Below are 20,218 nucleotides of genomic sequence, written 5' to 3' on the forward strand. Positions count from 1 at the left end.
GCCCGCGCCTCGGGCCTCAGTCGTCGGACCGGTGGATGGTGACCGACTCCAGCACGACGTCCTCGACCGGCTTGTCGGCGGCGTCGCGGTCGACCTTGGAGATCTTGTCGGCCACCTCCTGGCTGTCCCCGTCGGCCACCTCGCCGAAGATGGTGTGCTTGCCGTCGAGGTGGTCGGTGGGCACTGTGGTGATGAAGAACTGGGAGCCGTTGGTGTCGGGCCCGGAGTTGGCCATCGCCAGCTTGCCGGGTGCGTCGAAGGAGAGGTCCGGGTCGATCTCGTCGGGGAAGGTGTAGCCGGGGCCGCCGGTTCCGGTGCCCTCGGGGTCGCCGCCCTGGATCATGAAGTCCTCGATGACCCGGTGGAAGACGGTCCCGTCGTAGAAGCGGTCGTCACCGGTCGTCGTGTCGGTGGCCTTCTTCCCCTCGGCCAGATCCACGAAGTTCCGCACGGTCGTAGGCGCCTCGTTGGGGAAGAGGTCCACCTCGATGTCGCCCATGCTCGTGCTGAGCGTGGCGCCCTCGACCGTCGCGACCGCCTTGAGGTCGGCGGCGGGATCGGGAGCCGCCGAGCCCTCCTCCGGGGCCTCCTCCGCCCCGCATGCGGCAGCGGCGAGCAGGGCGGCACCGGCCAGTCCGGCCGCCGCGGTCTGGGAGAGACGGTTCATGGCGGTTCCGTTTCTGCGGTCGTCGACGTGTGCTGAGGCTCCACCGAGGGTAGCGGCAGTGGGCCGGACCGGGTGTTCGGGTCGCCGCGCGCGCCGGGGCGGAGTCGGCGCGGCGGTCGATGTGGGGCTGACCACAGGATTTCCGGGGTCGAGTGTGGAACTTTCGATCACTTCCGGCCATCTGAAGGAGTTAGGGGGAGGCGTATCGGCGTGTCGGCACGGGTGCTTTCGACGGGTGCGGTCGGATGGAGTGAGCGGACTCACGGGGGCGGCCTTACCCGGTGCTCACGCCCGGAGCGCCAGGATCATTGCGGTGCCCACCCGCGCGTCGGATCCGTCCGGATTTGCCTCCTGGAGCGGGTACTTGTCACTTGAGTCTCATATATGAGATACGGTCACTTCTTATGGCAGATGACTACCTTGCACGGATCGGCAAGCTCATCCGGGATGCCCGCCGCCACCGCGGCTGGACCCAGGCGCAGCTTGCGGAGTCGCTGGGAACCAGCCAGAGCGCTGTCAACCGCATGGAAAAGGGGCATCAGAACGTCAGCCTTGAGATGATCGCCCGCATCGGCGAAGCGCTCGACAGCGAGATCATCTCCCTGGGCTACTCCGGCCCCATGCACCTGCGTGTCGTCGGCGGACGCGCCCTCTCCGGCAGCATCGACGTCAAGACCAGCAAGAACGCCTGTGTCGCGCTGCTGTGCGCTTCGCTGCTCAACAAGGGGCGCACCACCCTGCGCCGTGTCGCGCGCATCGAAGAGGTCTACCGCATCCTTGAGGTGCTGGACAGCATCGGCGTGCGCAGCCGCTGGATCAACGAGGGCAACGACCTGGAGATCGTGCCGCCGGCCGTCCTCGACCTGGACTCGATGGACGAGGAGGCGGCGCGCCGGACCCGCAGCGTCATCATGCTCATGGGTCCCCTCATGCACCGCGTCGACACCTTCAAGCTCCCCTACGCCGGCGGCTGTGACCTGGGCACCCGTACCGTCCAGCCGCACATGACGGCACTGCGCCCCTTCGGTCTGGAGATCCTGGCCACCAGCGGCGCCTACCACGCCACCGTCGACCGCGAGGTCGCGCCGGAGCGCCCCGTCGTGCTGACCGAGCGCGGCGACACCGTCACCGAGAACGCGCTGCTGGCCGCGGCCCGCCGCGACGGCGTCACCGTCATCCGCAACGCCAGCTCCAACTACATGGTCCAGGACCTCTGCTTCTTCCTGGAGCGGCTGGGCGTGGAGATCAACGGCATCGGCACCACCACGCTGACCGTGACGGGCCGCGCCGAGATCGACGTCGACGTCGACTACGCCCCCTCCGAGGACCCGGTCGAGGCCATGAGCCTGCTGACCGCGGCCGTCATCACCTCCTCCGAGCTGACCATCCGCCGGGTGCCGATCGAGTTCCTGGAGATCGAGCTGGCCGTCCTGGAGGAGATGGGCCTGGAGTACGACCGCGGTCCGGAGTACGCGGCCGACAACGGGCGCACCCGCCTCCTCGACCTGACCGTGAAGCCGTCCAAGCTGCGGTCGCCGATCGACAAGATCCACCCGCTGCCCTTCCCCGGGCTCAACATCGACAACGTGCCGTTCTTCGCGGCCATCGCGGCGATGGCCGAGGGCTCGACCCTGATCCACGACTGGGTGTACGAGAACCGCGCCATCTACCTCACCGAGCTGAACCGGCTCGGCGCGGGCGTGAAGCTGCTCGACCCGCACCGCCTCCTCGTCGAGGGGCCGACACGGTGGCGCGCGTCGGAGATGATGTGCCCGCCGGCGCTGCGGCCCGCGGTCGTCATCCTGCTGGCCATGATGGCGGCGGAGGGCACCTCCGTGCTGCGCAACGTCTATGTGATCAACCGCGGTTACGAGGCGCTGGCCGAGCGGCTGAACTCGGTGGGCGCGCAGATCGAGATCTTCCGCGACATCTGACCGCCTCCGCCCGCGGGGCGGAGTGGTCGAGACGACACGGTGGCGTGTCCGGGGCTTCCCGGGCACGCCACCGCCGTTTTCCGGCCGCGGTCGGCCACGGCCGGTCCGTCAGGCGGCGTACGGCCGCCGGTCACGGGCCTCGCGCAGCGCCTCGGCCCACCAGGAGAGCTGGTCGAGCATGGCCTTGGCGGCCGCGTTGACGCTCTCCGGGTCCAGGGGCCGGCCCTCGGCGTCGAACCGGTCCCAAGCGTTGTGGAAGCTCACCGTCTCGCGGACGGTGGTGGCGTGCAGCTCGGCGAACACCTGACGCAGCTGCTCGACGGCCCGCAGGCCGCCGGACATGCCGCCGTAGGAGACGAACGCGACCGGCTTGGCCTGCCACTCCTCGTGGTACCAGTCGATGGCCGTCTTGACCGGCGCCGGGAAGCTGTGGTTGTACTCGGGGGTCACCACGATGAACGCGTCGGCGGCCCTCAGCCGCGGCGCCAGCGCGGTCACCGCGTCGGGCATCGGGTCGAAGGTCATGACGTCGGGCAGGCGGGCCTCGGCCAGGTCGACGACGTCGACGTCGAGGCCGCCGTGCTGGCGCGCCTGCTCGGCGATCCACTCGGAGATGGTCGGGATGAAGCGGCCGTCGCGGGTGCTGCCCATGATCACGGCGACGCGGATGGGGGTGTGCGACATGAGGAAATCCCTTTCGGCGGACGCAGCGCGGACGTGCGTCGTCATCGGAGATCGCGGACCCGGTCGGGTCCGCGCCATGTCGACATCCTCAAATATCAACTTAGGTTAAGGTCAATACCCGGGCGCACGCAGGTCACCCGACCTCGGCCGGGCTCCGCCAGGTGCGCGGCGCGAAGTCGCCGTCGGCGATCTGCTCGGCCCGCAGGATCTGCACCCGCCAGGGGTCCAGCCGCAGCGCGGCGAAGTCCGGGTGGTCCGGCCCGGTCACCCCGAACGGCGAGGGATCGTAGCCCAGCGGCTCGGGCGTGGTGGTGAAGAGATCCCACACGTGCCGTCTGGCCTCCGGCTCCTCCACCCAGGAGGCCACGCAGTCCGCGGTGACGGTGTTGTGGTCGGGGTTCCAGTAGGAGACCGACACGTGCGGATTGGCCGCCAGATGCCGTGTCTTCACCGGTGTCCGCCCGGTGAACACCCACCCCACCGGTCCGCCCCCGGCGACCTCCCAGATCGGGTGCAGGATCCGCGACCGGGGACGCCCCTTGGCGTCCACGGTGGTCACCGTGCACCACACGATGCGCGAGGTGAAGTCCAGGAACTCCGCCTCGAAGGGGGCGAAGGAATACGCGTCCGACATCGGGTCCACCGTCCTCTGGAATGCGAAAGCCAACCGACACGACGAGCACGCTACGCCCGCCCCGGCGCGGCGGGTACCCCTATTGCGCGTGCGAAGGTTCTGTGGTTCATTAGTCATGTAATGAACCAGAGAAGCTGAAGTGGAGGGCTCTTGTTCGACGACCGGAGCCCCATCTATGTGCAGATCGCCGAGCGGATCGCCGCCGATGTGCTCAGCGGGGTTCTGCGCGAGGGGGAGAAGATCCCCTCGACCAACGAGTACGCGGCCTTCTTCCAGATCAACCCTGCGACCGCTGCCAAGGGCATCGGTCGGCTCGTGGACGAGGGGGTGCTCTTCAAGAAGCGGGGCATCGGCATGTTCGTCAGCCCCGGCGCGCGCGACGAGCTGCGCGCCCGGCGCCGCGAGGTCTTCTTCTCCGAGGTCGTCGACCCGATGGTGGACTCCGCGCGCGCGATCGGACTGCCGCTGGGCGCCGTCGTCGACCGGATCCGGCAGCACATGAGGGAGGAGGACTGATGGCCGGCGCACCAGCCGTCGAAACCGAGGACCTGTCCCTGCGCTACGGGGGGACCGCCGCACTCGACCGGGTCTCGCTGCGCTTGGAGGAAAGCGGGGTCTACGGGCTGCTCGGCCGAAACGGCGCCGGGAAGTCCAGTCTGCTCGCCCTGCTCGCGGGGTACCTCCGCCCGTCGGGCGGTACGGTCCGGGTGGGCGGGGAACCGGTCTTCGACAACAGGGCGGCGACCTCGCGCATCTGTCTCATCCGCGGCTCGGGCGAGACCGGCGGGGTCACGCGCGTCGGCGACGCGCTGGGGCTCGCGGAGGCGGCCCGGCCCCACTGGGACGGCGACTACGCCGCGGTGCTGCTGGACCGCTTCGCTCTGGCGCCACGCCGACGGATCGACGCGCTCTCCCAGGGGCAGCTCGGCGCCCTGGGCGTGGCCCTGGGACTCGCCTCCCGGGCGCCGCTGACCGCCTTCGACGAGACCCACCTGCGTATGGACGCGCCGTCCCGCCACCTCTTCTACCGGGAGCTGCTGGACGACATCCTGCGGTATCCGCGCACCGTCATCCTCTCCACCCACCTGATCGAGGAGGCCGCCCGGGTGTTCGAGGGGCTGCTGATCCTCGACCAGGGCAGGCTCGTCCTCCACGAGGACGCCGACCGGATCCGGGAGCGCGCGTTCACCGTGACCGGGCCCGAGGACAGGGTGGCCCGGTTCGCCGACGGCGGGACGCTGCTGCACGAGAAGCGGCTCGGCGGGACCGCGGCCGCGACGCACTTCGGCGAGCCGGACCCGACCCGGGCCGACCGTGCGCGCGGCGACGGCCTGGAGCTCTCCCCGGTTCCCCTGCAGGACCTGTTCATCCACCTGACCGACCCGGCGAGAGGTGCGCGATGAGTCCCTCGACCGCCTCCCCCTACCGCTTCACCCGCCGGGTGACCTCGTCATGGGCCGTTGACGCCCTGGCGGTGTGGGCGATCCTGCTCGCGGGCGCCGCCGCCCTCGGCATCGCACTCCATATCGGGACCGCCGCAGGCCTGACGGGAAGCCTGTGGGACCATGCCTCGACGATCCCCCGCTGGGCCCTCCTGGTCTTGGGGGTCCACGCGGGGGCGGTGGTGCTTCCCCTGTACCTCCGCCACGGGTTCACGCGGCGCGAGTTCGCCCTGTGGACGGGGGGCGCCGCCCTGGCCTTCGCCGGATTCTCCGCTCTCCTGTTCGCGATCGGGTACCTGATCGAAGCCCTGGTGTACGCGGCGGCCGACCGCCCCCAGGAGCTCGGCCGACCCCACCTGTTCACCGAACCCACCCAGATGGCGGGCGTCATCGGCGAGTACTGGCTGGTGTTCTCCGCCTGGCTGCTCGCCGGGGCCCTGCTCGGAGCGGCGTACCATCGCCGGACCCCGCCGGCGCTCGCAGCGGGGGGCGCGGCCGCTGTGTCCGCCCTCATCTCGGTCGAGCTCTCCATCGAACTCGCGACCGGTTCTTCGCCGAACCCGGTGCTGGAAGCGGTGCTCTCCACACCCGCCCCCGCCGGACCCGCGGCCGCGGCGCTGTGCACCACGGCGATCGCGGCCGCCGTCGCCGTCCTGTGGCTGCTCGTCCGGGACATCCCCCTGCGGTCAACGCCCGACTGACCGGGTGTCCGCCCCGCCGAGCCGTCCTCTGTTTTCCTCACCCTCCCCCCCGATCCCTGCAACGCAGGTTGAGAGGAGACGACCCAATGAGCGAGAGCACCGAGAGAGTGCCGCGCCGGGAAGGCGTGGGTGCCGGTGAGCGCAGACTCACCCCCGACCTGGCCCGCGGGTTCATGCTGCTGCTGATCGCCATGGCCTACGCGCCGCTGTACCTGCCCGGAGCCTACGGCTCCGTGAACACCCACCCCGACGGCGGGACCTGGCTGGACGCCGCCGTGCGCGTGGTCGTCCTGCTCGTGTTGGACAACCGGTCCTTCCCGATGTTCGCCGCGCTGTTCGGCTACGGGATGGTGATGATGCTCAGCGGGCAGCTGTCCCGCGGCACCCCCGAGCGCGAGGCCCGGCGCCTGCTGCGCCGCCGCAGCCTCTTCCTGCTGCTCTTCGGCGCCGTGCACGCGATCCTCGTGTTCCCCGGCGAGATCCTCGCCGCCTACGGCCTGGCCGGCCTGGTCATCGGCTGGCTGCTGCTGCGCCCCGAGCGGGCGCTGCTCACGGGCGCCGCCGTGACCGCGGTGATCTACGCGGTGACCGTTCCCCTCGTCGGCATCATGATGGCCTTCGCCACGGAGAAGTCTCCGGTGGTCGGCTACTCCACCACCGCCGACTGGGCCGAACGGATCATCTTCATGCCGCTCGCCCCGGTCCTCAACAACATCGGCTTCCCCCTGCTGCTCCCGCTGCTCCTCGGCGCCTGGGCCGCCAGGCGCCGACTGCTGGACCGGCCGGGCGACAACAAGCCGCTGCTCGCCCGGATCGCCGCGGTCGGCCTGGCGATTTCCCTGCTCGGAGCCCTGCCGGCGGTCCTCGTCGAGGTAGGCCTGTGGAACACCGCTGACCCGGTGGTGCTCGGCACCGTGATGGGGGTCCACGCCTACACCGGGGTCGGGGGCGGCATCGCGTATGCGGCCCTGTTCGGGCTGCTCGGCGCACGGCTGGAAGACGCGCCCGGGCCGGCCGCCCGGGCGCTGGCCTCCGCCGGAAAGAACTCGCTGACCTGCTACCTGATGGCATCCGTTCTGGTCGCCGTCACCCTGCACGCGGAACTGCTGGGCCTGGGCGCCCACCTGAACAGCGCGGGCGCCATCGGCGTCGCCTTCCTGTGCTGGTCGGTGGCGGTGCTCTACGCGGTGTCCCTGGACCGCAGAGGCAAGCGGGGGCCGGCGGACGTGGCCCTGCGCAGGCTCGTCTACAAGGGCGCGAAGCGCTGACGCAGCCGACACCGGACTCGGCTGGGCCTTCGCCCCCGCCGAGTCCGGGCTCAGGACGGCAGCGGCTCGAACTCGAAGGTGCGGATGAAGCAGTCGCGGGGCTGGTTCACGGCGAACAGGACGCAGTCGAGCACCGACCTCGCGGTGAGCATCGAGCTCGGGCCGCGGACCGCGGATTCCCACTCCTCGCTCAGCGGGTCGAGGTCGGTGAAGTCCGGCGGGTAGAGGGCGATGACCCGGATGCCGTGCGGGCGGAGCCGTTCCGACATGATGTCGGAGAAGTTCGCCTGGGCGCCCTTCGCCGCGGCGAACGCCGGGTTGCCGATCCCCGCGTTGCTGCGCCCGGAGGCGACCGACGAGACCATGGTGACGATGTCGGGCCGGTCCGACCCCCGCAGCAGCGGAAGCATGTGCTTGGTCAGCAGGACCGTGCCCGTGCCGCCCGACGCGATCGCCGCCGCGATGTCGTCGTCGCCCGCCTCCTCCAGGTCGGTCGCGTCCAGCCAGGCGGCGCCGTTGTTGAGCAGGATGTCCACCCGGTCCGTCCACTCCCCGACCTTCCGGGTGAAGTCCCGGACCGACGCGGGATCGCCGAGGTCGCAGGTGAACGCGTGGACGCGTTCGTGCCCGAGCGCCCGGATCTCGTCCCGCACCGCCTCGGCCGACTCGATCCGGCGGGCGGAGAGGAAGACCTCGGCCCCCGACCGGGCGAACCCGACCGCCAGCGCCCGCCCGAATCCGCGCCCGGCTCCGGTGACGACCACGCGTGTGTCCTGCATCTGCGACCCCTTCCGTTGAGCGTCGGGAGCACACGCTAGAACCTCGACCGAACTCGAAGTCAACCGGCAGGGGCTCACCGGAAGCGGAGACGGAGACCGCCGTCCTCCGGCACGGCGACCAGGCCGCACAGGTCGGCCAGTGACCGCACGACCTCGGTTCGCGGGACGGCGCCGCCGACCCCCACGCAGGCCATCCCGGCCGCCGCGGCCGCACGCGCGCCGCCGGGTGCGTCCTCGACGACGACGCACCGGCCCGGTTCGACGCCCAGCAGCCCGGCCGCGCGCAGGTAGCCGTCGGGCGCGGGTTTGCCCCGGGCGACGTCGTCGGCGGCGACGAGGTGCCGAGGCCGCGGCAAGCCTGAGGCGCGCAGGCGTCCCCGGGCCACGGCCCGGGTGCCGGAGGTGACGATGGCCCACCGGTGTGCGGGCAGGGCGGCGAGCAGCTCTGCGGCGCCCGCGACCGGTCGGATCCCGGTGAAGTCGTGCTCCTCCCGCCGCGCGATGCGCCGCGCCTCGGCTGCGGCGTCGAGCTCGGGCGCGACCGCCCGGACCAGGTCGACATCGCGCATCCCGTGCGACCGTGCGACCACGTGGTCGGGGTCGAGCCCGTGCCCGGCAGCCCAGTCGCGCAGGACGCGGTGGATCAGCGGCATCGAGTCGACCAGTACCCCGTCGAGGTCGAAGAGCACCGCCTGGCAGTGCAGGGTCCCCGCGTGGAACGGGCCGTTCCGGGCCATCCGCTACCCGCCGTCCGGCGTCGGGACCCACCGCTCGGCGATATCCGAGTCCGGCCCGCGTTCCAGCGGGGTGACCAGGCGGTCGGGGCCGAACAGCACGGTGGCGGCGACGGTCTTGCCCAGGGCGTGTGCCTCGTGCCGCCACAGCCGGGCCTCCGCCTCGGCGCCGAGCTCGGCGTGCGGCACCGGCGTGACGCGCGCCGTCGGGAGGACCAGGTCGAGGACGTAGCGGACGCGCTCGGCGTGGTAGTCGGAGGTCACCAGGTTGATGGAGCCGACCGCCCGGGTGCGGGCCAGCTCGCGGAGGAAGAGCGCGTCGTCGTACGTGTGCCGGGTCTCCATCGCGATGACCGGCCGGTCCGGCAGCAGCCCCTGGGAGCCGAGCCAGTCCCGGCAGTGCCGCCAGTGGGGGCACCCGGTCGTGTTGAACTGCGCCCCGAAGCCGCCGGTGAGCACCAGCGTCGCGCCGAGCTCCGCGCTGAGCCGGGCCGCGGCCCGGCTGCGGTCCCGCGCCATGGGGCTGAGGGTGCCGTCGGGCCCGTTGGGCGCGGCGAGGACGACGACCAGGTCGGCTCCGTGCGCCGGCACCGGCGGGGAGGGGGCGTCGGCGGCGGGGCTGCCCAGCGCGTCGAGATAGCGGCGGAACCGGCGGCCCATGGTCGCCCGGCGCAGCCGCGCCAGGTCGGGCCATGTGCCGTCGATGCCGACCCGGCCCGACATGGCGGTCGACGTCCCGGTCGCCGCCCCGGACCGAACGTCCCGTAGGGCGGCCTCCGAAACCGTCAGGCGGATGCGCCGTGCGGACAGGACGCCGACCGGGTCGGCGGGGTCGGCCCGGCCGGGAACGGTCCGGTCCGCCCCGTACCCTGCCAGGTCATCGGAGCCGAACCGGAGGAGTGCACCGTGCGCTGAGTCGTCGCGCTCAGCCGTGACCACGACCTCCAGCTCGCGTGGCACCGCGTGTCCCGCTTCCGCGGTCGCGGGAGCATGCCGCGGAGGCCCCCCGAACGCGTGTCCCAGCGCGTCGGCGAAACGGGCCCCTGCACGCGTCTGTGCCGCGGGATCCCCGGCAGTAGCCACCGCACCCCCTGCCTCTCGTCACACCGACACGCCTCAGGCGCCTGCGAACCGCCGGTAGAAGACGACCGTCCGCTCCAGGTCGTCGGCCCGGAACTCCGGGCGCCAGCCGATCCGGTCCCAGCCCTCGCCACCGGCGACGATGTCCGTCTTCGTCTCACCCTTGCGCATGGGCAGGTACTCGATCCCGGCGGTGGATCCGGTGATCTCCAGGACCATCTCCGCCACCTCCCGCACGGTCATCGCGCGGCCGGTCCCGCCGTCGAACACCTCGCAGTCGCCGAAGTCAAGGGCGTCGGCGAGCATGCGGCCGAGGTCGGCGGAGTAGACGAGGTCGACCGTCTGCGCCCCGTCGCCCCACACCGGAATCGGCCGCCCGTTCCACGCGCACACCGCGAACGTGGGGACGATCTTCTGCACACCGTAGTGCTTCTGGCCGGGTCCGAAGGCGTTGAACGCGCGAACGTGGCTGACGGGAACACCGAAATTCTGCCGCCACGCATAGGAGAGTTCCTGCGCACACTGCTTGGTCGCCTGGTAAACGTTCTTCCAGACCTGCGGCATGGTGATCCCGACGAATCGCGCGTCATTTATTCGGCACTCTTCCAGGACCCGGTAGGTGCCTTTCACGTTGATATCGATGGCCTCGTCGACCTGGTCGAAGAGTTCCTCGGTGCCCAGGATGCCGGCCAGGTGCACGACACCGTCGACGCCCTTCAGTGCGGTGGTGAGCTCCTCGCCGAGGATGTCCGCGCCCGAAGACCGATCCACGGCGAACGCCTCGTGCCCGCGCCCCCGCAGGTGGTCGACGGTGTATCTGCCGATGAAACCCTCGCCGCCGGTCACTGCAACGCGCATGCGCCGATATCCTCCGTTGGAGATGTGCACGTCAAACGAGTAAATGCTGCTCAGAAGTGTGGCTGCGGCGCGATCAAAGATCGTTTTTGTTTCTGATCTTCTCGCGATCTCGTTCGACCGGCCAATCGACGAATTTAGGCGGGGGTGCGGAGATTGTCAATGCCACTTCGAAAAAGAAAAAGAAAGACGGCCCGGTCGGCGGCGTGGTCCGGTGCCGCCGGTGCGTCGGCGCCGGGCGGCATCCTCACGCACTGCCGCACCCGTCGGGCCGCGAGAAGGGAGGGTCCGCGGCCCGGGCGCATGCCCCCTACCTGTGCCGATTGATGCCGACGGAAAGTTCGGCGATGATGCCGACGTCCGCCGCGAATGAGACCGGGAGAAGCGCGTATGCCGCGACCCAGCACAGACCTTGGGGCCTACATCGCAGAAGTCGGCGAGGCCGTGCGGAGACGCCGGGAGGAACTCGGTCTCGACCGTGCCGAGTTCGCCCGTCGGGAGCCGACAGTCTCCTACCGGCTGCTGCAGGCCATGGAGCGCGGCGAACGCACGCGCTACAGCGATATCGTGCTGGCCAAGCTCGAACGGAAGCTGGGGTGGGAGCCGGGGTCGTTTCGCGACATGGCGACCGGTGGCGACCCCAGGCCGATACAGGACCGGCTGATCTCCGTCGAGTACGACGAGAGGTCCGGGGTCGAGACGCGTATGTACCGCAGGGAGCGGGTCGACCTGGTGCAGCGGATCTACGACGACGTCGAGGCCGACCTCGCGGTGGACGACGAATTCACCCCCGAGGAGCAGTCGGCGCTACTGGAGAAGGCGCTGGAGGTCGCGCGCAGCCAGGCACTGATGATCATCCACACCGAGCGCCGGCACCGGCGCCACGTCCGGGGGCGGACGTGGTGACCCCCCGGGTTTCCACCTCTGTGGCCGGATCCGGCCACAGCGCCGAAAACCCGTAGGCGTACCGCGTTCCGTCCGTGTATCGAACTGTCGAGCACGGTTTGCGGAGGTCACGCGTGGCAGTGGAACAGATGTTCGCTTTACCATGATCATCCCCGCTACAGACCCGTATCCGCGCACGTGACAGGGAGGGATCGTGTCAAGCCCCCCTCATCCCCCGATAGACCTCACCGAGCGGGACTGGAAGTACCCGCTCGCCATCACCACCGCCCCTCTGCCCAGGAACAAGGAGTTCATCACCACCACCCTGCCCTTCGGCCCCGGCCAATCCAGCGGCGTGCTGGTGACCGTGAACGAGGGGATCGTCCTCAGCCGACTGCTGCGCGCCTACAACGACCAGCTGTTCGGCACCCCCCGCGCCCTCCTCCGCGAGGCCTCCGGTCTGACGGACCCCCGCATCGACCCCAGGGAGTACAGACGCCAGATCGAACACCGCTACGACCTGGACGCCCCCGTCACACCGAGGCTCATCCGCCGCTACGAAGACGAATGGGGCCTGATCCCGGTCAACCTCCCTCTCGCGGGGTGAGGGCTGCCCGGGTCGGGCGCCGTCCTGCAGCGCCCGGCCCGGCCTTCTCCCCTCCATCGATGATCATGGCGTTCGACGGGGAAAACGGACGGAATCGACGCCCTTCGCCATGGCCATCGCCGGAGGGGCGAGGGACGCCCAGCCGCTCTTTCCCGGGGCACCGGCCCTCTGCACGACTTCGGACGCCTGTGGAACCGGCGATCGCGCTCCGCCATCATCTCCTGTAGACACGGCCACGAGCCGCTCCGGTGCCGCAGGCGACTTCCGGCGCGCCGTCGGCTTTGGCATGGACGCGATGGCTGCAAACGTTTCCTCGACGCCGCAGTGGTCGATGAAATCCGTGAGTTTCTCGAAGACGACGACGCGTGACCGCCCTCGCGGGGCGGGGGCCGGCGCTCCCCGCAGGATCCCGCCTGTCGCGGGGGCGGGCTCGGTGCCGCCGGGCTGGTGAGGAGTGGCAGAACCCCATGTACAACGGAACATGGCCCGCGGGGACGTTCATGTCCCGGCTTGGTGAGGCTGCCCGTGCGGATCTTCTCGGACTGACGCAGACGCGGACGTACCCGACGGGCACGGCGCTTCTGCGGCAGGGGCACGTGGAGAACACGGTCTACGTCCTCCGATCGTCGCAGCCAGGCGACTCCGCGTGCGTCAAGGTCACCTCCCGCCTGCCCAACGGCGTCGAGACCCTGTTGGCGGTCCGCGTCAGCGGTGATGTGGTCGGCGAGATGGGGCCGCTGCGTGGGTCGGCTCCGATGGCGACGGTGACCACGTGCTCGCCGACGATCGCCCAGGCGATCCCCACCCCCGTGTTCATGAACTTCCTGGACAGGAACCGGGATGCGTGGGGCGTGATCGGATCTGTGCTCGGTGATCGCCTGGAATGGGCGGAGCGCCGCCGGACCGATTTCGCGGTGTACGAGGTTCCGGTGCGCCTCGCCCGGGTTCTGGTCGATCTCGTCGACCGCCATGGGGCGATGACCGACGATGGGCTCGATCTGGGGGTGCGGCTCTCCCAGGCGGAGCTCGGCCGGCTCATCGGCGCCCGGGAGGACGCCGTGGGGCAGGCAGTGCGCAGGCTCCGGGAGGACGGCTACATCCGGTCGCGCTACCGGAAGGTGACCGTGATCGACCTCGACGGCCTCCGGGCGTTCGCCGATCTCGTCTGAGCGCCGACCAGTGCTAACGAATCAGGGCCGCCACCGCTCCGCTGAGCCCGACACACAGCATCGCGGCGACCCAGGGAATCGCGCGGGCGACATGGAAGTTCTTGCGCCGCGCGATCACGGCGAGCACCTGTGACATCTCCCAGGCCTCCGCGGTCGTGATGGCTCTGTCGCCTGGCCGGCATGCACGTGCTCCCGCTATCCCGAACCGGTTGGTCGCGCGCGGTGCGCCCATGCGTGGCCGCAGGGCCTGCGCCAGGTGGTAGCCGGAGCCCAGGAACGTGAAGGTGAACGTCGCCAGCAGCACGGCCGCCACCACTCCTCCCTGTTCCGTGAGCTCCGACTGGGAGGACATCGCCGCGACCGCGGCCCCCGCGTAGGCCACGAGGAGGGTGCCCACCTTTCCGTCTGCTTGCTGGACATTGTTCTGGAAGAGGGTCATAGACGCCAAGGCGGCTGAAATGTCGTCCGGATCATGGTGCATGACTTTGACCCTTTCGTGCTTCTTTGGGAAGTGATCGGCATTGATCACTGATTTCATTGGAAGCGCGTTTCCGTGCCACAATCCCTGATCAATCGGCTTTTGGGGTTGTGCGGATCATCACAGCCCTTATCAGGGGTTCTCTCGTGAGAATGCCGACTGATCAGGAATCCTCCTGACTGTTCCACGCCAGACTTGCCTTGCATCCGAGGATCCGAATCGGATGAACAGGTACGAAGGAGGCGGATAGGTATGGATTGTGACGAGGAATTCGGCCGTCGACTGCTCTGGTCTGTTGACGTCAAGGGATTCGGGAGCGCGGACGACCAGCGCCAGGCCGATATCCAGCAAGCCCTGCCGCAGGTCCTCGAAAGAGCCGTGACACGCTCGGGGCTCGACCGCGAAACCTGGGAGATCAACTCCACTGGTGACGGAGAACTCGCAGTTCTTCCGGCGGATACTCCGGAACCGGTCCTGGTCGACGCGTGCGTCCGGGAACTGGCGGTCGCGCTGCGCCGGTACAACCACGATCTGGTGCCCGAGGCGCGGCTCCGACTTCGCCTGGCGATCCACCACGGCACCGTGGTCGCCTCGCCCCGCGGCTACCGGGGCAAGGGCATCGTTGCCGTGTCCCGGCTGGTCGACAGCGACGTGCTGCGACGTGCACTCGCCTCATCCGGCGCCGACCTCGCGATCATCGTCTCCCAGGCGGTCTTCCTGGACACCGTGACGCAGCGGCACACCGGGCTCGGCGTCGTCGACTTCCGGTGCGTACGCGTGGCGAGCAAGGAGTTCTCCGAAGACGCCTGGATCCATGTCCCCGGCCATGACGTGCACGCGCTGGATCTCGGCCCGGCCCCCGGGTCGAACGGGCCCGCCGCCGAGGAGCCCCCGGCCCCGTCGGCGGCCCCGACGGACCGAGGTGACCGATCTGACCAAGGTGACCGCGGTGCCGCGAAGCGCGCCCCGAAGGCGGGCGGCGGTCCGCGGCACGCGAAGCGCTACCGCGCGGAACACGTGGTGCACAACGAGTTCAACGATCAGGTCGACGCCTCGAACGGCGTCATCGGCATGCGCTTCGAGTGAGGGGGGAACGGGTGGCCGAAGAACCGTCCCGGGAGGGCGGGAACGACAGCCCGGTTGATGCCGCGCGTCCGAGTGCGGCCGCGGACGGCGCGGACGGGAATCGCAAGGAGCCGGCGGAGCAGAAGGATCAGAAGAAGGACGAGAAAAAGCAGCGGAAGAGCAGCGAGGACGCTCAGGGCGCCGCCGCTGCGCCGGACGAACAGGAGCCGGACGCCGACGGCGCCGGGGACTCTCCGGAGAGCGACCTCGGGCCCAACGAGCGCGCCGACCGGATGTTCGCGGTCAACAACTACTTCAACGGTCCGGTCAGCGCCGGGGACAGCACGATCGGGATCGCCACGGGAACGGGCCGTCCTGCGGCGGCCAGGATCACCGGGCGCCTCAAGGAAGACGACATCCACGCCGCACTGCGGCACATGGTCCGTCCCGACCCGTACGGGCAGGCCAGGGAAGAGCTGCGCACGGCCCACCTCGTCGTCCTCACGGGCGACCCCGGCCTCGGCCGGCGCACCAGTGCGATCGCGCTGATCCGCGACGTGACGGACGGCCTCGTCGTCGTGCTGTCACCGTCGATGTCCCTCCAGGAGCTGACCGAGCGCGCCTACACACGGGGCCGGGGCTACATCGTCCTCGACTGGTTCGGCGGTCAGGGGCCCGGCCCCCTCCAAGAGCGCGACTTCCACTGGAAGGCGCTGCGCGACCGGGTCACAGACACCGGTGCCCACTTGGTCATCACGACCGCGTCACGTCCCGGAGCGGTGTCGGCCGAATCGGTGGCGCACATTCCCTGGCGCAGGCCGGAGACCGGCCGCGTCCTGCGCGAACGGCTCGGCGGCGAGATCACCGACGAGGCCACCAACACGGTGGCCGCGGCCGTCCCCAACGAGTGCACCATGGCCGACCTCGTCGAGGTCGCCAACCGGCTGGCCCGAGGCGAGGCACCCGGAGCCGCGGTGACCGAGGTGTTCCGGGAAGCCGACCGGTACCGGATCGGGCAGTGGTTCGGAGCTGAGCACTCCGATCCGCCGGATCCGCCGACAGCCGAACACGCCGGTGACCACGACAGCGGCCGCCGACGCACCCGCGACGAGATCGTCGAGATCACCGCCCTCGCGTTCCTGCTGGGGATGAAACAGCGCGACATCGAGACGACGGCGCAGCGCCTCACCGCCGCCCTCGCCACCCGGATGCCGCCTCCCGCGCGGCCGACCGCGGGCTGCCAGGCCCCCCAGCCGCCTCCGCCCGGCCAGGATGTGCTGCCCCAGCGGCGCATCGGCCGCTTCTCCCACGAGCTGGTCCGGGTCGAACACCACCGCGTAGGCGGCGCCGTGTACCGGATACCGGTGTTCCTGGAGGCGAATGACCGTGTCGAGGTCCTCCGCGAACTGTGGGAACGCTTCGACGTCCGCTTCTGGGACGCCGTGCGGGCCTGGATCGACGCTCTCGTCGCCGAGCAGCGGTTCCGTGTCCCCGCGGCCGAGGGCCTGGCGACGCTCGCCGTCAGCGCCCTGGACGAGGTCGCGGAGACCTACCTCGAACCGTGGTCGCAGGGCGCCGCCGGCTGGGCGGGCCAGATCACCGCGACCTACGTCCTGTGGGTGATGTGCGGCGACGACCGGCTCGCGCCCGCGGCGTTGCGCACAGCGGTCCAGTGGACCACCGAGGGGACGGACGAGCAGCGGGAGACCGGAGTGCTCGCCTGGAGCGGGGCACTGGGCGTGCGCTTTCTCTCCGAGGCGATGCGGCAGCTCAAGCAGATCATCGAGGACGCGACCGACCCGGTTCGACCGCCGGTCCGCAACATCCCGGTGGCCCTCGGCCTGGACGCCGCCATCGCCCTGGGTGCGCTGTTCGGAACCCTCACCGACCAGGAGCAGAGCGTCGGGGAACTGCTCCGGGGGGTGGAGAAGCTGCTCCGCAGCACCCGTCCGCATGATCGGACACGCCACCGCCACGCGCTCGTCCTGCGTGCAGCCCTGTCCGTGCTGACCGTCCGGTCCGCCCGCAATGACGCACCCGCCGTCGCCCTCCACATCGACCGCGACCCCACCGTCATCCCGCAGGTGGTGGCCCTGTGGGCGGCTGTCATCGTGCATCGGCGGGTACGGCGCGACGCCATCATCGCGCTCTGGAGGACGCTGTGCGCCCTGCGGAGGCTGAGCGCGGAGGCCGACGCGCGCAGCAGGGAGCTCGTCGCGTCCCTGGCCGACGTCCTTCCGCGTGACGAGCACGAGGACTTCCGCGCCGCCTTCACGGCCATCGCCCGTCGGCCTGACGAAGACCGGCAGTTCGCCGACGACATCCTCGCCATCCTGCTCGGGGCCATCGACCCGAGCACGTCCACGGCTTAGTGAACCGGGAGAAAAGACGATGAGCATCACCGACGCTGACACGGACACGGACCCGCGTACGCACACTCCCGCGTTCCCGATCGTCGAGCGGCGTGTCCTCCAACCGACCCCGCGGCGCGGCTTTCTGGGCCTGGGAAGCCGTCGCCGCGACCGCGCGGAGCTGCCGAACCCCGAAGCACACCAGGTGCTGGTTTACCGCACCGGCGGGGGCTATCTCGTCGACAGCGGCGAGACGCCGCTCGACGACGAGCGCGTGACCTCCGCCGACCACGTGAGCCTGGTCGACCTGGGGCACGACGTCCCCGTGACCATCGAGCGCGAGATCCCGTCCGCCGAGGACGCCGGATTCGCCCTCCACATCACGTTCACCTGCACGGTGACCGACGCCGAAGCCGTCGTGCGCGCGGGACGCGGGGACGCGCACCGGATCATCGACATCTACCTGCGGAAGTACGAGAAGCTCCACCGGCTCGGCCAGAACCACACGCTCTCCGAGGTCAACACGGTGCGCGATGTGGTGAGCTCGCAGATCCAGGCCTACACCGAGCTGATGCCGCCGCACATCCCCGGGATGCGTATCGAGTACGCCGGAACGGAGATCGAAACGCCGGACGTGCTCAAGGAGCACCTCACCAAGCGCCGCGAGACCCTGAACGAGCAGGAGATCCGAAGGAGGGTCACTGCCTTCACCCGCGAGATCATGGCCGATCTCAGCGAGTCGATCCAGAACCGCACCATCGAGGCGCTGACCCTGAGTGTGGCCGAAGGAAAGACCAGCCTGGGCGAGCTCGCCGACAAGATCGCCGAGGAGCGCGACCGCGAGCAGGTGCTGGAGGAGCGGCGGCTCCAGGAGGAGCGTGCCGACGAGCAGGCGCGACGGGAGCGGGAGCGCGAAGACTCCCTGCGCCAGGAGGCGCGGGAACACGAGCGGGAAGTGTGGGCGCGCGAGGACCGGCACCGGCGGGAGCAGCTGCAGAGGGACGTCCTGACCACCGCGATCCGTTACGGCCACGGCGACGACGTCCCGATCGACGTTCGCGGGATTCTGGCCGAGCAGCTCGGGACCTCCGCGCCGTTGACGGAGCCGACGGCGGTCGACGCGTCCGCACCGGCGAGCGCTCTCCCCGAGGTGAATGCCGATACCGGCTCGGACCGCTCGGCATCGGACCGGTCGGCATCGGACCGGTCGGCATCGGACCGGTCGGCATCGGACCGGTCGGGCTCGGCTCCCTCGGGCTCAGACCGGTCGCCCGGCGATGGCTCTGCTGCGGAACACGAGGCGAACGATCGCGTCAACGGCAGCCGCCCCAGCCGCAGCGAGCGCAATGTTCGCGCCGACCGCGACGAGCGCGAGTCCTTCGACATCCGAGAGGACGACCATGACGAGTGACTCCGCGACGCGCTCGACGCCTCTCCCCCCGCCCTCGTCACATCCGCCGCCCGACCAGGCCCCGCCGCCGTACCGGCCGGCCGCGCCGGACACCGGCTGGGGAAGACAGGTGCGCAGACTCACGGGCGTCAGCGAGGAGCTCCTCGACTGGCATCCCGGCGAACGCGCCCGCTACACCAGGCAGGGCCTGGTCATCCTCGGGACCGCGTGCATGGCGGGACTGGCCGCGCTGATCGGCCTCGGCCGGTTCACCCCCACACCCTGGCCCCTGCTGATACCGCTCGCCCTGTTCTGGGCCGCCCTGATCCTCGCCCTGGACTGCTGGCTGGTGTCCACCACCCATGGGACGGCCGGAGCCATGAAGCTGCGGGTGCTGGCCGGGCGTATCGCGCTGGCCGTCCTCATCGGCTTCGTCGTCGCCGAGCCGCTGCTCCTGTACGTCTTCCAACCCGCGATCGAACGGGAGGTCGCGCGGACCTCCCAGGACGAGGTGGACGCCTACGCCTCGATGCTGCGGCGCTGCAACCCGGCCTCAGGAGAGAAGGTCGATGACCCGGAGTGCGCCGACCACCTCATCACGGTGTCCGACTCGACGTTCCTCTCGGTGCGAGAGGAGCTCGACTCGGCCACGGAAGAACGCGATGACCTCGCCGAACGGATCGGGGAGATCGAGAGCACGCTCGCGACAAAGAACGACCTGGCGCGACGCGAGTGCAACGGCACGGAGGGGGACGGCCTCACCGGCCGCACCGGCGAGGGGCCGAACTGCCAGCGTCTCCGACAGGAGGCCGACGACTACCGGTCGGACAGCCGACTCGACGAACACCAGCGTCGGCTCCTCGAACTCGACGGAACCGTGGACTCCCTGGAGAACAAGGTCGGTGAGGCGTCCGGCACCTACGAGAGCGCGCTGACCAGGCAGATCGACGACAAGATCACGGCACGCGCCGACGAGGGCGGCGACGCCGGCATCTTGGAGGAGATGGACGCGCTGCACCGGCTCTCCCAGAACAGCGTGTATGTGTTCATCGGGGAGTGGGCGCTGCGCCTGCTCCTCATCACCGTCGACGCGCTGCCCGTCCTGACCAAGCTGCTCGGCGGCGTGAGCGCCTACGACCGACTGTGGTCGCGCCAGCGCCGCCAGGAGTCCGACCTCTACGAGAAGGAGCTCGAACTCCGGTACCGCCGCGAGACCGACGAGAAGGACGAGGAACTCCGCACCCGGGAGATGGCTCGGGAACGTCACATCCGCCGCACCGACCTCCTGGCCCACACCGACCGTGCCCAAAGCGGCGCCGACCTCAACACCCAGATCGATGTCCTCGCCGCAAGGTTCCGCGGCGATGCCCCCACAGCGGCCGACGACAGTCCCCGCTGATCACGGGTTCCCCTGAGTCGGCCGCTGACCACGTAAATGGCCCTCGTTCCCCAACAGGACCGAGGGCCATGTGCCGATCGCGGCCCGATACAGCCG

Annotated in this window: 20 protein-coding genes; 12 read left to right on the top strand and 8 right to left on the bottom strand. The window is 70.3% G+C overall.

Annotated features, from left to right (window positions below):
• Positions 1 to 16: 16 nt before the first annotated feature.
• Positions 17 to 667 carry a peptidylprolyl isomerase gene (locus HNR23_RS23195; RefSeq protein ID WP_184078703.1) on the bottom strand — a complete coding sequence of 217 codons (651 nt, stop codon included), beginning with the start codon at positions 665 to 667 and terminating at the stop codon, positions 17 to 19.
• A 404-nt stretch (positions 668 to 1,071) separates the two neighbouring features.
• Between HNR23_RS23195 and HNR23_RS23200 the strand changes: the two genes are divergently transcribed.
• Positions 1,072 to 2,601: a helix-turn-helix domain-containing protein gene (locus HNR23_RS23200; protein ID WP_184078705.1), complete on the top strand. Its 1,530-nt coding sequence runs from the start codon at positions 1,072 to 1,074 to the stop codon at positions 2,599 to 2,601.
• 108 nt (positions 2,602 to 2,709) lie between these two features.
• Here the strand turns inward: HNR23_RS23200 and HNR23_RS23205 are convergent, their stop codons facing one another.
• Together HNR23_RS23205 and HNR23_RS23210 are read right to left on the bottom strand one after the other, a co-directional pair.
• Entirely contained in the window at positions 2,710 to 3,285 is a 576-nt protein-coding gene (locus tag HNR23_RS23205) for an NADPH-dependent FMN reductase (protein WP_184078707.1), read from the bottom strand.
• A gap of 133 nt (positions 3,286 to 3,418) precedes the next feature.
• The gene (locus tag HNR23_RS23210; RefSeq protein WP_184078710.1) at positions 3,419 to 3,919 is read right to left on the bottom strand and encodes a pyridoxamine 5'-phosphate oxidase family protein; all 501 of its coding nucleotides are present in this window, start codon (positions 3,917 to 3,919) and stop codon (positions 3,419 to 3,421) included.
• Between the two features lie 150 nt (positions 3,920 to 4,069).
• Between HNR23_RS23210 and HNR23_RS23215 the strand changes: the two genes are divergently transcribed.
• The 4 genes from HNR23_RS23215 to HNR23_RS23230 all read left to right on the top strand — a co-directional run bounded on the left by HNR23_RS23215 (position 4,070) and on the right by HNR23_RS23230 (position 7,330).
• Positions 4,070 to 4,435 (top strand): GntR family transcriptional regulator, encoded by a 366-nt coding sequence (locus HNR23_RS23215; RefSeq protein WP_184078712.1) that lies wholly within the window; start codon positions 4,070 to 4,072, stop codon positions 4,433 to 4,435.
• A complete protein-coding gene (locus HNR23_RS23220) occupies positions 4,435 to 5,322 on the top strand; it encodes an ATP-binding cassette domain-containing protein (RefSeq protein ID WP_184078714.1) in 888 nt (295 codons plus the stop codon). Before HNR23_RS23215 ends, HNR23_RS23220 begins: the two co-directional genes overlap by 1 nt.
• Positions 5,319 to 6,062 (top strand): hypothetical protein, encoded by a 744-nt coding sequence (locus tag HNR23_RS23225; RefSeq protein ID WP_184078716.1) that lies wholly within the window; start codon positions 5,319 to 5,321, stop codon positions 6,060 to 6,062. Before HNR23_RS23220 ends, HNR23_RS23225 begins: the two co-directional genes overlap by 4 nt.
• Positions 6,063 to 6,148: 86 nt before the next feature.
• Complete coding sequence (locus tag HNR23_RS23230; RefSeq protein ID WP_246421839.1) at positions 6,149 to 7,330, top strand: DUF418 domain-containing protein; 1,182 nt, start codon at positions 6,149 to 6,151, stop codon at positions 7,328 to 7,330.
• Between the two features lie 50 nt (positions 7,331 to 7,380).
• Here the strand turns inward: HNR23_RS23230 and HNR23_RS23235 are convergent, their stop codons facing one another.
• From HNR23_RS23235 to HNR23_RS23250, 4 genes are all read right to left on the bottom strand, one after another.
• Positions 7,381 to 8,109 carry an SDR family oxidoreductase gene (locus HNR23_RS23235; RefSeq protein WP_184078718.1) on the bottom strand — a complete coding sequence of 243 codons (729 nt, stop codon included), beginning with the start codon at positions 8,107 to 8,109 and terminating at the stop codon, positions 7,381 to 7,383.
• 74 nt (positions 8,110 to 8,183) lie between these two features.
• Complete coding sequence (locus HNR23_RS23240) at positions 8,184 to 8,846, bottom strand: HAD-IA family hydrolase (RefSeq protein WP_184078720.1); 663 nt, start codon at positions 8,844 to 8,846, stop codon at positions 8,184 to 8,186.
• Between the two features lie 3 nt (positions 8,847 to 8,849).
• Positions 8,850 to 9,803 (bottom strand): ElyC/SanA/YdcF family protein, encoded by a 954-nt coding sequence (locus tag HNR23_RS27030; RefSeq protein ID WP_184078722.1) that lies wholly within the window; start codon positions 9,801 to 9,803, stop codon positions 8,850 to 8,852.
• 156 nt (positions 9,804 to 9,959) lie between these two features.
• Positions 9,960 to 10,781, bottom strand: coding sequence for an NAD-dependent epimerase/dehydratase family protein (locus tag HNR23_RS23250; protein WP_184078724.1), 822 nt, complete (start codon positions 10,779 to 10,781; stop codon positions 9,960 to 9,962).
• Positions 10,782 to 11,168: 387 nt separating this feature from the next.
• Here HNR23_RS23250 and HNR23_RS23255 point away from each other — a divergent pair, with 387 nt between their 5' ends.
• The 3 genes from HNR23_RS23255 to HNR23_RS23265 all read left to right on the top strand — a co-directional run bounded on the left by HNR23_RS23255 (position 11,169) and on the right by HNR23_RS23265 (position 13,439).
• On the top strand, positions 11,169 to 11,684 hold the full coding sequence (locus HNR23_RS23255) for a helix-turn-helix domain-containing protein (protein ID WP_184078726.1): 516 nt from the start codon (positions 11,169 to 11,171) through the stop codon (positions 11,682 to 11,684).
• Between the two features lie 193 nt (positions 11,685 to 11,877).
• Positions 11,878 to 12,270 carry a hypothetical protein gene (locus HNR23_RS23260; RefSeq protein WP_184078728.1) on the top strand — a complete coding sequence of 131 codons (393 nt, stop codon included), beginning with the start codon at positions 11,878 to 11,880 and terminating at the stop codon, positions 12,268 to 12,270.
• A gap of 467 nt (positions 12,271 to 12,737) precedes the next feature.
• Positions 12,738 to 13,439 (top strand): Crp/Fnr family transcriptional regulator, encoded by a 702-nt coding sequence (locus HNR23_RS23265; protein ID WP_184078730.1) that lies wholly within the window; start codon positions 12,738 to 12,740, stop codon positions 13,437 to 13,439.
• 13 nt (positions 13,440 to 13,452) lie between these two features.
• Here the strand turns inward: HNR23_RS23265 and HNR23_RS23270 are convergent, their stop codons facing one another.
• On the bottom strand, positions 13,453 to 13,977 hold the full coding sequence (locus HNR23_RS23270; RefSeq protein WP_184078732.1) for a hypothetical protein: 525 nt from the start codon (positions 13,975 to 13,977) through the stop codon (positions 13,453 to 13,455).
• A gap of 192 nt (positions 13,978 to 14,169) precedes the next feature.
• On the opposite strand from HNR23_RS23270, the gene HNR23_RS23275 reads away from it, so the two are divergent.
• The 4 genes from HNR23_RS23275 (at position 14,170) to HNR23_RS23290 (ending at position 20,122) form a co-directional block, all read left to right on the top strand.
• Positions 14,170 to 15,003, top strand: coding sequence for a nucleotidyl cyclase domain-containing protein (locus HNR23_RS23275; RefSeq protein WP_184078734.1), 834 nt, complete (start codon positions 14,170 to 14,172; stop codon positions 15,001 to 15,003).
• An 11-nt stretch (positions 15,004 to 15,014) separates the two neighbouring features.
• Entirely contained in the window at positions 15,015 to 17,354 is a 2,340-nt protein-coding gene (locus HNR23_RS23280; protein WP_184078736.1) for a hypothetical protein, read from the top strand.
• 19 nt (positions 17,355 to 17,373) lie between these two features.
• Positions 17,374 to 18,744 (top strand): hypothetical protein, encoded by a 1,371-nt coding sequence (locus HNR23_RS23285; RefSeq protein ID WP_184078738.1) that lies wholly within the window; start codon positions 17,374 to 17,376, stop codon positions 18,742 to 18,744.
• Between the two features lie 109 nt (positions 18,745 to 18,853).
• On the top strand, positions 18,854 to 20,122 hold the full coding sequence (locus HNR23_RS23290) for a DUF4407 domain-containing protein (RefSeq protein WP_184078740.1): 1,269 nt from the start codon (positions 18,854 to 18,856) through the stop codon (positions 20,120 to 20,122).
• Positions 20,123 to 20,218: the final 96 nt, after the last annotated feature.

It is taken from the genome of Nocardiopsis mwathae (genome assembly GCF_014201195.1).
In the GTDB taxonomy this organism is placed as follows: Bacteria; Actinomycetota; Actinomycetes; order Streptosporangiales; family Streptosporangiaceae; genus Nocardiopsis_C; species Nocardiopsis_C mwathae.

Excerpts from the sequence above, each read along its gene's own strand:
- HNR23_RS23195 (WP_184078703.1), bottom strand. The coding sequence starts at position 667 with ATGAACCGTCTCTCCCAGACCGCGGCGGCCGGACTGGCCGGTGCCGCC.
- HNR23_RS23200 (WP_184078705.1), top strand. The coding sequence starts at position 1,072 with ATGGCAGATGACTACCTTGCACGGATCGGCAAGCTCATCCGGGATGCC.
- HNR23_RS23205 (WP_184078707.1), bottom strand. The coding sequence starts at position 3,285 with ATGTCGCACACCCCCATCCGCGTCGCCGTGATCATGGGCAGCACCCGC.
- HNR23_RS23210 (WP_184078710.1), bottom strand. The coding sequence starts at position 3,919 with ATGTCGGACGCGTATTCCTTCGCCCCCTTCGAGGCGGAGTTCCTGGAC.
- HNR23_RS23220 (WP_184078714.1), top strand. The coding sequence starts at position 4,435 with ATGGCCGGCGCACCAGCCGTCGAAACCGAGGACCTGTCCCTGCGCTAC.
- HNR23_RS23225 (WP_184078716.1), top strand. The coding sequence starts at position 5,319 with ATGAGTCCCTCGACCGCCTCCCCCTACCGCTTCACCCGCCGGGTGACC.
- HNR23_RS23230 (WP_246421839.1), top strand. The coding sequence starts at position 6,149 with ATGAGCGAGAGCACCGAGAGAGTGCCGCGCCGGGAAGGCGTGGGTGCC.
- HNR23_RS23235 (WP_184078718.1), bottom strand. The coding sequence starts at position 8,109 with ATGCAGGACACACGCGTGGTCGTCACCGGAGCCGGGCGCGGATTCGGG.
- HNR23_RS23240 (WP_184078720.1), bottom strand. The coding sequence starts at position 8,846 with ATGGCCCGGAACGGCCCGTTCCACGCGGGGACCCTGCACTGCCAGGCG.
- HNR23_RS23250 (WP_184078724.1), bottom strand. The coding sequence starts at position 10,781 with ATGCGCGTTGCAGTGACCGGCGGCGAGGGTTTCATCGGCAGATACACC.
- HNR23_RS23255 (WP_184078726.1), top strand. The coding sequence starts at position 11,169 with ATGCCGCGACCCAGCACAGACCTTGGGGCCTACATCGCAGAAGTCGGC.
- HNR23_RS23265 (WP_184078730.1), top strand. The coding sequence starts at position 12,738 with ATGTACAACGGAACATGGCCCGCGGGGACGTTCATGTCCCGGCTTGGT.
- HNR23_RS23270 (WP_184078732.1), bottom strand. The coding sequence starts at position 13,977 with ATGAAATCAGTGATCAATGCCGATCACTTCCCAAAGAAGCACGAAAGG.
- HNR23_RS23275 (WP_184078734.1), top strand. The coding sequence starts at position 14,170 with ATGGATTGTGACGAGGAATTCGGCCGTCGACTGCTCTGGTCTGTTGAC.
- HNR23_RS23285 (WP_184078738.1), top strand. The coding sequence starts at position 17,374 with ATGAGCATCACCGACGCTGACACGGACACGGACCCGCGTACGCACACT.